Annotated in this window: 11 protein-coding genes and 1 pseudogene; 2 read left to right on the forward strand and 10 right to left on the reverse strand. The window is 62.5% G+C overall.

Annotated features, from left to right (window positions below; all coding sequences use genetic code 11):
• The 4 genes from ACR652_RS13820 to ACR652_RS13835 all read right to left on the reverse strand — a co-directional run.
• On the reverse strand, window positions 1-92 hold a 92-nt coding region (locus ACR652_RS13820; protein ID WP_434507054.1), incomplete at its 3' end, for a transposase.
• A gap of 18 nt (window positions 93-110) precedes the next feature.
• Complete coding sequence (chrA, locus tag ACR652_RS13825; RefSeq protein ID WP_434507068.1) at window positions 111-1343, reverse strand: chromate efflux transporter; 1233 nt, start codon at window positions 1341-1343, stop codon at window positions 111-113.
• Between the two features lie 6 nt (window positions 1344-1349).
• A complete protein-coding gene (locus ACR652_RS13830) occupies window positions 1350-1922 on the reverse strand; it encodes a hemerythrin domain-containing protein (protein WP_434507069.1) in 573 nt (190 codons plus the stop codon).
• 178 nt (window positions 1923-2100) lie between these two features.
• The gene (locus ACR652_RS13835) at window positions 2101-2412 is read right to left on the reverse strand and encodes a PadR family transcriptional regulator (protein WP_434507070.1); all 312 of its coding nucleotides are present in this window, start codon (window positions 2410-2412) and stop codon (window positions 2101-2103) included.
• A gap of 139 nt (window positions 2413-2551) precedes the next feature.
• Here ACR652_RS13835 and ACR652_RS13840 point away from each other — a divergent pair, with 139 nt between their 5' ends.
• On the forward strand, window positions 2552-3745 hold the full coding sequence (locus ACR652_RS13840; RefSeq protein ID WP_434507071.1) for an MFS transporter: 1194 nt from the start codon (window positions 2552-2554) through the stop codon (window positions 3743-3745).
• A gap of 97 nt (window positions 3746-3842) precedes the next feature.
• On the opposite strand, the gene ACR652_RS13845 is transcribed toward ACR652_RS13840, so the two are convergent.
• From ACR652_RS13845 to ACR652_RS13860, 4 genes and pseudogenes are all read right to left on the reverse strand, one after another.
• Entirely contained in the window at window positions 3843-4649 is an 807-nt protein-coding gene (locus tag ACR652_RS13845) for a class I SAM-dependent methyltransferase (protein ID WP_434507077.1), read from the reverse strand.
• 60 nt (window positions 4650-4709) lie between these two features.
• Window positions 4710-5069: pseudogene (locus ACR652_RS13850) on the reverse strand (class I SAM-dependent methyltransferase); the annotation flags it as partial.
• A 150-nt stretch (window positions 5070-5219) separates the two neighbouring features.
• Entirely contained in the window at window positions 5220-6506 is a 1287-nt protein-coding gene (locus ACR652_RS13855; protein WP_434507072.1) for an MFS transporter, read from the reverse strand.
• Entirely contained in the window at window positions 6503-7222 is a 720-nt protein-coding gene (locus ACR652_RS13860; RefSeq protein ID WP_434507073.1) for an MBL fold metallo-hydrolase, read from the reverse strand. The genes ACR652_RS13855 and ACR652_RS13860 overlap by 4 nt, the downstream gene beginning before the upstream one ends.
• 133 nt (window positions 7223-7355) lie before the next feature.
• Here ACR652_RS13860 and ACR652_RS13865 point away from each other — a divergent pair, with 133 nt between their 5' ends.
• The gene (locus ACR652_RS13865) at window positions 7356-8051 is read left to right on the forward strand and encodes an ArsR/SmtB family transcription factor (RefSeq protein ID WP_434507074.1); all 696 of its coding nucleotides are present in this window, start codon (window positions 7356-7358) and stop codon (window positions 8049-8051) included.
• Between the two features lie 46 nt (window positions 8052-8097).
• Here ACR652_RS13865 and ACR652_RS13870 read toward each other — a convergent pair whose 3' ends face one another.
• Window positions 8098-8907: a class I SAM-dependent methyltransferase gene (locus tag ACR652_RS13870; RefSeq protein WP_434507075.1), complete on the reverse strand. Its 810-nt coding sequence runs from the start codon at window positions 8905-8907 to the stop codon at window positions 8098-8100.
• A gap of 5 nt (window positions 8908-8912) precedes the next feature.
• Complete coding sequence (locus ACR652_RS13875) at window positions 8913-9104, reverse strand: hypothetical protein (protein WP_434507076.1); 192 nt, start codon at window positions 9102-9104, stop codon at window positions 8913-8915.
• Between the last annotated feature and the right edge of the window lie 187 nt (window positions 9105-9291).

Below are 9291 nucleotides of genomic sequence, written 5' to 3' on the forward strand. Positions count from 1 at the left end.
GCGCCCTCGTCCATGAGCGTCAGATAAGGCGCAACCAGCGACCACTCTTCGTCGCTGACGTCAGAAGGATACGGTTTGCGAATCGAAGACATCCGATTCTACTAAAGCAATCAATCACCAAAGTACATAACACCCTCTAGAACCGTTGCGCCACCCGCGCCGAAGATAACGATCAACCAGGGCGGCGTACGCCAAAACACGAGTAGGAGGAAGGCGAGCAGACCAAGCCCAAAATCTCCCGGCGCGAAAATCGCGCTCGTCCAAACCGGCGTGTAAAGCGCGCCGAGCAAGATGCCGACGACCGTCGCGTTGATCCCTTTGAGAGCCGATTGCACCCCCGCGCGATGACGCAGGGCGTCCCAGAAGGGGAGAGCGCCGAGGAGAAGAAGGAAGGATGGCAGATAGATCGCGGCGAGGCAGACGAGGCCGCCCGCCCAGCCATTCGGCGCAGTCTTCATGGCTGCGCCGAGATAGGCCGCGAAAGTGAACAGCGGTCCGGGAACCGCTTGCGCCGCGCCATAGCCCGCGAGAAACGCGTCATTATCGATCCAGCCGCGCGGCACGACGGCTTGCTGCAGCAGCGGGAGCACCACATGCCCGCCGCCGAAAACCAGCGAGCCGGAGCGGTAAAAGCTGCTGATAAGCTCGATCGTATGATTGGCAGTCGCCTTCGCCAGCACGGGCAGCCCAAAAAGCAAGACGGCAAACAGCGTAAGGGAAGCAATAGCCATCCGGCGGCCGACTGGGACCGCAAGCGGTGTCGTGGTAGCGTTGTTTGCGCTCGAGAGAAACAGCCAGCCAATCACGCCCCCGGCCACAATCGCCCCGATCTGGCCGCTGGCGGAGGGAACCGCCAAAGTCAGCAGCGTCGCCGCTACGGCAATTGTCGCCCGCTCCCGATCCGGACATAGGTTTTTGGCCATGCCCCAAACCGCTTGCGCCACGACCGCGACGGCCACGATTTTGAGACCGTGCAACCACGCGACATGCGAGAGATCGCCAAGGCGACCGACGCCATAGGCGAAGGCGACAAGCGCGAGGGCCGAAGGCATGGTGAAGCTAAGCCATGCCGCCAGTCCGCCTGCAAAGCCGGCGCGCAACATGCCGAGGATAATGCCGACCTGGCTGCTCGCGGGGCCGGGCAGGAATTGACAGAGCGCGACAATGTCGCTGTAGGCCGCTTCGTCAAGCCATTTGCGGCGCTCGACGAATTCGGCACGGAAATAGCCAAGATGGGCGATTGGCCCGCCGAAGCTCATCACGCCCAGCCGCAGGAATATCCAGAGCACTTCCAGAAGGGCGCGACGCTCTTTATCGGGCCTCGCCTCAACACCAGCGGTCATCACCCGTCACCCCTTTGGGGGCGGTGGGGTGAACTGGCCAATGTCGGCTATCCCGAGCGCTTCCTCGATGCGCGCGATTTGCGCGACGGCGTCCTCAAAGCCGTCCTTGCCAAATTGCTTGTGCTCGACTTCCTCGAACAGTTCGCCCATTTCGTCGAGTTGATGCCCCGAGAGTGCGTCTTTCCAAGCTGGAAAAACCACCGTGTCCTCGCGCGCCGCGTGATGCGCATACATCAGTTCGACGCCCTCCAAGGCGCGAGCCAGCGGCTCAGCGTCGCCAGTTCCGATAGCGCCTTTCGAGGTTAGGGCGAGGATGTAATCTGTGATTTCCCGACCACGTTGATGTTGCGCAAGAAGAATATCGACATCAGCCGCCGCCGGGCCGGCGGTCTTTTTGACCGCCGGGAAAATATACGCCTCTTCGAGCTTTTTCTCGTGATAGTCCTCGCCAAAGGCGCGGAACATCGTCGCCGCGCGGCGCAGTAAATCGGGATCAAGGCTCGCGGGGTTGGCCCGGAGTTTCCCAGCCATGTTGCGATAGACGAGGATTGCGCGGCGGATCACGCCATGCTCGCGCATGAGGTCTTCGACCGCGCCAACTTCCTTTTCCTTGCTCTCGTTTTTCTTCTCGGCGGCCTGAACAAGCGCGGAGGCGGTCCCTGCGAGCAGGAGGCCTGCGCCAGCGGCGACGGCCAAACGGCGGCGGGCGTTGTCAAACTCGAACATTCGTGTCTCCTCTTGGTTGGAGGGGGACAGCTCAAGCGGGGTCATCCTCAAACAGCTCGCCGAACAATTCCCGCACCTTTTGTTTGGCGGCGACGAGCGCCCTGCGTCCGGCGGGCGTCGCCCGATAGACACGGCGCGCCGTGCTGCCAAGCCTCGCCTCAGACGAGGCGAGGTAGCCCTTCTCTTCGAGCCCATGCAGGACTGGATAAAGCGTGCCGGGGCTGATTTTATAGCCGTGACGCCCCAGTTCCTCGATCATGGCGAGGCCATAGATCGGCTCCTTCGCCGCATGGTGAAGAACGTGGAGCCGGATCAACCCGGCATAAAGATACTTGTCCTGCATCGATCCAGATCTACGTATTTCGTTATCGGAATACGATAACGTTAACGCCATACTGGCCGGCGTCAATCCCTTTCAAGGGGCAAAACCCTCAAAGGGGAGCGCTCTATAACGATAGGTGCAACACCCCCGAGGGCTCGCCATGGCTTCCACGACCGCCCGGCAAATCTTTTCGGGGCTCTCTCGGAACACTTTTCTTTTGGCGCTCGCCAGCTTGTTCGCCGACGTTTCGACGGAAATGCTCTATCCCATTCTGCCGGTCTTTTTGACGCAGACGCTGCATGCGACCGGCAGCGTCGTCGGCCTGGTCGAGGGTTTCGCCCAAGCCGCCCAAAACGTCGTCCAAGGCTTCTCCGGCGCGCTATCGGACAAGCTGCAAAAAAGAAAGCCGATTGCGCTCCTTGGCTACTTCATGGCCGCGCTCGGCAAGCCGCTGATGGGCGTCGCTACGGTGTGGCCGGCCGTATTTGGCGCGCGCTTCCTCGACCGGCTGGGTTCCGGCATTCGCTCCGCGCCGCGCGACGCGCTGATCGCGTCTTCGGTCGACGATGAGAACCGAGGCAGAGCCTTTGGCCTCGAAGGCGTCGGTGATAATGCGGGGGCGTTTTTGGGGCCGATCCTGGCCGCCTTTCTCCTCTATTCCCTGCATGTTGATATGCGCATGATTTTTTATGTGGCGCTGATCCCCGGGCTTCTCGCTTTTCTTATGGTTCTCCTGGTGACGGAGCGGCCCGCCGCCGCGGCCGCCAAATCGAAAATCGACGCCAGCATTTGGCAATTTCCCAGAAGCTATTGGGCCTATTTGCTGGTGACAGCCTTGTTCAGTCTCGGCAATTCCAGCAACTCCTTTCTCATTCTGCGCACGCAGGACTTCGGGGTGTCTCTCGAAGCCACCATTCTCATCTATGCGGGGTTCAATCTGATCGCGGCGCTGATTTCCTATCCAGCGGGGGCTCTTTCCGACCGCTTCGGCAGAAAGAATGTCCTGCTCGCCTCTTTCGTCATTTTTGGAGTCGCTTACCTTGGGTTCGCATTGGCGACCAACATTGCGATGATCGCCGGATTGTTCGTTTTCTATGGGCTTTACGAGGGCGTCTTCCGCTCCGTGGGCAAGGCGTTCGCGTCCGACTTCGTCCCCGAGCATCTGAGGGCCGGAGGCATTGGCTGGTTCAGCACGACCGTAGGCCTGCTGCAACTTGTCGCCAGCATTGCGGCGGGGTTGCTTTGGGACAAAGTCGGGCATGCCGCTGTGTTCTATTACGGGGCTGGCTCCGCCGTCCTCGGCGCTTTCGCGCTCCTCTTGCTGGTGCCAGCGCGGCAATTCCCGCGCGGTTGAAAAAGCGGGAAAGCTCTGAGCTCTATTTGTGTGAAACATCACAAGCGCATGAAGCCAGCCGAGCGGGTTTCACGGGGCCTCAGGCGCCGGGCCGTGCTCATCCTTCATACATGTATGTGAAAATGCGGGGGCCTTCCGCATATGGATGTCTAAGCTCCGTGAGCTCGAAGCCGGCGGCGCGGATCAGATCATCCATTTTTCGGTCGAGTTGGCAGCCACCCGACACATGACGCCACGCGGGGGTTAAACGATGCTGCCAGAATTCGACGCCTTTCTCGGGGCAGAGCCCATGTTCAATGAAGAGCAGGCGACCATCTGGCTTAAGGACGCGCCGCATCTCGCGGAGGGCAAGGAGGGGATCGGGGATCGAACAAAGCGTCCAGGTCATGACGATGGTATCGATCGAACGGTCAGCAAGCGGTAACGCGCTCGCCGTCCCCTCCACGAGTTCAGCCTTCACACCAGCGTCAGCCGCGCGTCGCTGCGCCAGAGCCAGCAAGCGGGGCGAGGGGTCGACGCCAACGACCATCTCAACCTGGGCGCCATAAAAAGGAAAATTCAGCCCCGAGCCGACCCCGATTTCGAGCACGCGGCCGCGAGCGGGAGCGATCACCTCGCGGCGGTATTTTTCAAGTTGAGATTGCCGCATGACCCGATCGAGCAGCGGCGGGAGCATCCAGCGCTCATAGAAATTCAGGCTGTTTGGGCGGGGCGATTCCGGCGACGGCGTCTCGTGCCGCAAGCTGGGCGCAGCCTCGCCAGGCTCAGCGCGCAGGGTTGGCTTCACCGCGGATAGCACGACAAAGGCCGCGCCGAGAGTTGTTCGCCGCCCGAGCCAGGGATCGACAGGCGCGAGCAGGCGCGCCGCCGCCCCGCATGGGGGGTAATAGACGGCCCCGCGCATCTCGCGCACATCGAGTCCCGCTCGGCTCACGAGCCGGCGAAGCTCGCCCGGAGAACGAAATCTCACCGCGCGCCATACGGGATGGCCGAGCCAGCCACGCGCGCGGCGACAGGCGGCCCATAGGCTTCGGCTGCTGAGTTCTCCGATAATAAGCAGGCCGCCGGGCTTCAGCACGCGGGCCATTTCCGTAATGGCTCGCTCGGCGTCGGGAATGAAACAGAGGGCCGTGACCGCAAGGACGCGGTCGAACGCCGCATCGGGGAACGGCAACGCCTCCACCTTGCCGTCGACGAGCCCCAATCGAACATTCGCGGTTCGGCCCGCTGGCGCGCGGCGGCAAGCATCGTCGGATCCGCATCAAGTCCTGTCACGTCGGCGCCTCTGCGGGCGAGTTCCACAGCAAGGGCGCCATCGCCGCATCCAACGTCGAGCAACGCCTTGCCGGCGACCGGCCCGAGCAGTTTGACGAGGAGCGTTTGCTCGAGCGCTTCGGTGATTTGGCCGAGACTGCCCGATCGCCAGCGGGCATAAGACGCGATCAACTCTGCCGCCCGCTGCGAGGCTTTCTGCTTATCGCCGCTGGTCATGGGTCCGTCTCACGTCCGGATGAGAGTCGCGCATCAGCACAGCGACAATCAGGCCGGAGGCAAAGGTGAGCGCCGCGACCGCGCCGATTGCCCACGCCATTCCGAACAAGTCGGCAATGATGCCCGCGGAGAGCGCGCCGATTGCGTAGCCAAGATCGCGCCAAAAGCGGTAGACGCTGAGCGACCGCGCGCGCCAGCTTGCATGCGATGCGTCCGAGACGGCGGCGATCAGGCTGGGATAGACCATAGCGGTCCCCAAGCCGAGGAGCAGGCTGGCGATCAGCCAGAAATGGAATTCGCGGGTCGCAGCGACGAGGAAGAGAGCGGCGGCCTGCACCCACATGCCCGCGACGATCAGCCCTTTGCGGCCCCAACGATCGCTCAACGGCCCGGTCGCGATTTGCAGAACGCCCCAGCTCGCCGGATAGACGGCTTTGAGAATGCCGATCCGCTCGACGCCGAGGCCAAAAGCCGAGAAGAACAGCGGGAAAATGCCCCAACTCATGCCGTCGTTCAGATTGTTGACGAGCCCCGCCTGCGAGGCGGCGAAGAGATTGCGGCCGCGGTAAGAGGTGAGCGCAAACACCTCCCAAAAGCCCATGGCGGCGGCTTCGTGGGGCGTGTCGCCGATTTCCGCGCGGACATGGGCGCGCGTGTCGCGGACCAGCACGATGGAGAGCAGCGTGCCCGCAATCGCGTAGCCGACCCCCAAATAGATGGGCGTCGGCCGCAGCCCGTACTCCGACGCGAGATAGCCAGTCAGAAACGCGGTGACGCCAACTGCGAGATAGCCGGCGAATTCATTCAGGCCGACCGCCAGCCCGCGCGATTTCGGGCCAACGAGGTCGACTTTCATGATGACGGTCATCGACCACGCGAGGCCCTGATTGACGCCGAGCAGCGCATTGGCGGCGACAATCCATCCCCAGCTCGGCGCCCACATGATCATGAAGGGGACCGGCAGACCAACCAGCCAGCCTAAAACCAGCACGCGTTTGCGGCCCCAAACATCGGCGAGATGTCCCGAGACGAGATTGGCGAAGGCCTTGACCGCACCGAAGCTGACAATAAACGAAACCACCAGCGTGGTCGAAGCGATGCCGAATTCCTCGGAGCCGATCAACGGCACGACCGTGCGCTCGATGCCAACCATGCCGCCGACAAAGGCGTTGATCAAAACGAGCAGCGCGAACTGCCGCCAATTGGCGAGCAGGCCGAGGGTGACGCCGGAGGGCGAGCGAGTGGGCGCGCCCGTATTGCGCACGCTCATTCCGCCGCTTCCTTGAAGCCGGAATCGACCGCGCGGATTTCAGCCGCCTGCACCGGCGGAGGGGGAATGTCGGCGACCATCGCGCGAACAAAGGCTTCCTCGTCCTCGATGCGAAACGCCTTGTTGTGGCGCTTCTCGAAGCCGATCGACGAGCTTGGCTTGCCGCTCAGACTGCGTCCGCAGACCGAGCCGGAGTAGGCGCCGGGATAGATTTCGAGATAGTCCGGGAGCGCCTTGAGCCGCTGCACTGACCTGAACAGCACGCGCGCGCCTTCCTCGGCATGGGCGGCGAGTTCGGTGCGGCCGAGATCGCCGATCATGAGCGTATGGCCGGTCAACATGAACCAGCGCTCCTCGGCGCGGGTGCGATCGGTGACGAGCAACGAAATATGCTCGGGCGTATGGCCCGGCGTGTGCAGGATGCTGATCGTGACGTTGCCCAGCTCCAGAACGTCGCCGTCGCTCACGCCATGGAAGGGAAAGGCGGTTTTCGCTTCGACGAACAGCACGTAGGGAGCGCCCGCCGCCTCGGCCAATTCGCGGCCGGCAGAGACGTGGTCGGCATGTAGATGCGTGTCGATCACATAGCGTATGCGCATGCCGGTTTCTTCGGCTGTTCGCAGATAGGGGGCGATATCGCCGACCGGGTCGACGACCGCCCCGGCGGCGCGTCCGCCGCAGCCGAAAAAGTAGGAAGCCGCAACTGGGCCTGGCATGCAGGAACTGGCGCGAGATCATGGAGGCCTCCGCATTTGCTCTTGTTCTCCCAGCGGCTGCCGCAAGGGCGTCTTGACAAAGCGCTTGGAACCTATTCAATTATTCGCTTGAATGATATAGCCAGGGCTTCCCATGTCAACCCAAAGTCCCAAACAGGCGCTGTTCGCGGAGTTCGCCGCCGTCGCCAAAGCTCTGGGCCACGCGCATCGCCTCGAACTGCTGGAGCAGCTCGCCCAAGGGGAGCGCAGCGTCGAAACGCTGGCGCAGAAGACCGGCCTCTCCATCGCCAACGCGTCGCAGCACCTCCAGCATATGCGACGAGCCGGCCTGGTGGGCGCGAGACGCGGCGGGAAGTTCGTCTATTACAGGCTTGCCGATGAAGCCGTGCTCGATCTCCTGGCGGCGCTGGGCCGTTTGGCGGAGCGCAATATTGCGGAAGTCGAACGTCTCATGCGCCGCTATTTCAGCGACCGAGACGGGCTCGAGCCCGTGCCGCGTGGGGAGTTGCTCGAACGAATTCACGCGGGGACGGTCACCGTGCTCGACGTGCGGCCGGAAGACGAATTCGCGCTCGGCCATCTGCCGAACGCCGTGAACATTCCACTGAAAGATATCGAAGCGCGGCTCGGCGAGCTCGATCCGTCGCAAGAAATCGTCGCCTATTGCCGGGGGCGCTTCTGCGTCCTTTCTATCGAGGCGGCGGCCCTATTGTGCAGCAAAGGCTTTGCGGCGCGCCGCCTGGAAGACGGTCTGCCCGAATGGCGCGCCGCGGGGTTGCCCGTCGTCGCCGAAGCCTCTGAGCCGCCATTCCGACATGCAGCATATTGAGAAAGCGCGCTGGATATCGCTTTCCCCTTTGCGGGTGCGCTGCGGTCTACTTGATAGCAACACCGTAAACAACATTCGTTGTGATCGCAGCGCATTGCCCGAGGAGCGCAAGATTCCTATCGCGCACCCGAGCAAATGTCGTCGTGTCGAGTTGGGCGAGCGTTCCGCGGTAGCCGCTGCCCATGGCGACCAGCCACCAGTCATTCGGGGAGCCTATAGGATGGCTTCCCGCTTCCGCGACGATTTTTGGGTTCTCGATTCCTTCCTCGCCGAGCATCTCGGGCAGCCCCTCAGGCGTCGAAATCCGCTCCCACGGGTTGAAGCCCTTTATGAGGTCGGGGCGTTCCGCGCTGATGGCTTCCCAAAAGGCGCTATTGGCGGGCTCGAAGAGGTTCGGCCCCCATGTGGTGATGGCCAGCCGCCCGCCGGGACGCACCATGCGCCACAACTCCTTGGTAGCCGCCACCATGTCGGGAACGAAGAAAATCCCGAAGACGCAGACCACGACATCAAAGCTGGCGTCGGGATAGCCGAGCGCGAGCATGTCACCTGTCTTGAATTCGATATTGCCGAGGCCCTCGGCGCGCGCTTTCGCCTCGCCCAAGGCGATGAGTCGTTCGGCGAGATCGACCGCGACGACTTTGCCTTGTGGCCCGACGGCATCGGCGGCAGGCAGCGCAGAGCCGCCGCTTCCGCAGCACACATCGAGGACGGTTTCTCCCGCCCGCAACCCGAGGCGTTCAACTGTGCGCCGCCCAAAGCGGTGCCAGAAGGAGCTCACGGGGTGGTCAAAATAATCCGCCGCCGCGTTGTAGACGGCGGCGGCCTTGGCTTTCGCCTCTTCCAGTTCGCCCATGGCGTCTAGCCAATTCCCTCGACAATCCGACCGGTTCCGTCGCAGCGCTCACAGGGCTCTTGCGTGGACTTGCCTGACTTCTGATCGATCTGTTTGCCTGTCCCGTGGCAATCGGGGCAGACATCCTCGCCTGTGCCGGGCGTGCCGGCTTCCGGGTCGTCGTCAGGCGTGTGGTGGCGAAGTGGGTTTTTCGACATCTTTGTCTTCTCTGATCACGAAGCCGCGCTCTGTTCATACCACCCGCGTGTTGATTTCCGCTGAGAGTTGACCCGGGATTTTCACTGAGAAGTGACCCTGGTTGATTTATGTTTTCATGCCTGGTCCGTGGTCAAGAGCTTTGCTTTCTCCTTTCTTCCTTTTGTCGTGGCGGCGCTCGCTTTGAAC

Origin of the sequence: Methylocystis sp., assembly GCF_051061225.1 — a bacterium.
GTDB lineage: Bacteria > Pseudomonadota > Alphaproteobacteria > Rhizobiales > Beijerinckiaceae > Methylocystis.

Excerpts from the sequence above, each read along its gene's own strand:
- ACR652_RS13870 (WP_434507075.1), bottom strand. The coding sequence starts at position 8,907 with ATGGGCGAACTGGAAGAGGCGAAAGCCAAGGCCGCCGCCGTCTACAAC.
- ACR652_RS13875 (WP_434507076.1), bottom strand. The coding sequence starts at position 9,104 with ATGTCGAAAAACCCACTTCGCCACCACACGCCTGACGACGACCCGGAA.
- ACR652_RS13860 (WP_434507073.1), bottom strand. The coding sequence starts at position 7,222 with ATGCCAGGCCCAGTTGCGGCTTCCTACTTTTTCGGCTGCGGCGGACGC.
- chrA (WP_434507068.1), bottom strand. The coding sequence starts at position 1,343 with ATGACCGCTGGTGTTGAGGCGAGGCCCGATAAAGAGCGTCGCGCCCTT.
- ACR652_RS13865 (WP_434507074.1), top strand. The coding sequence starts at position 7,356 with ATGTCAACCCAAAGTCCCAAACAGGCGCTGTTCGCGGAGTTCGCCGCC.
- ACR652_RS13845 (WP_434507077.1), bottom strand. The coding sequence starts at position 4,649 with ATGCGCGGGGCCGTCTATTACCCCCCATGCGGGGCGGCGGCGCGCCTG.
- ACR652_RS13840 (WP_434507071.1), top strand. The coding sequence starts at position 2,552 with ATGGCTTCCACGACCGCCCGGCAAATCTTTTCGGGGCTCTCTCGGAAC.
- ACR652_RS13855 (WP_434507072.1), bottom strand. The coding sequence starts at position 6,506 with ATGAGCGTGCGCAATACGGGCGCGCCCACTCGCTCGCCCTCCGGCGTC.
- ACR652_RS13830 (WP_434507069.1), bottom strand. The coding sequence starts at position 1,922 with ATGCGCGAGCATGGCGTGATCCGCCGCGCAATCCTCGTCTATCGCAAC.
- ACR652_RS13835 (WP_434507070.1), bottom strand. The coding sequence starts at position 2,412 with ATGCAGGACAAGTATCTTTATGCCGGGTTGATCCGGCTCCACGTTCTT.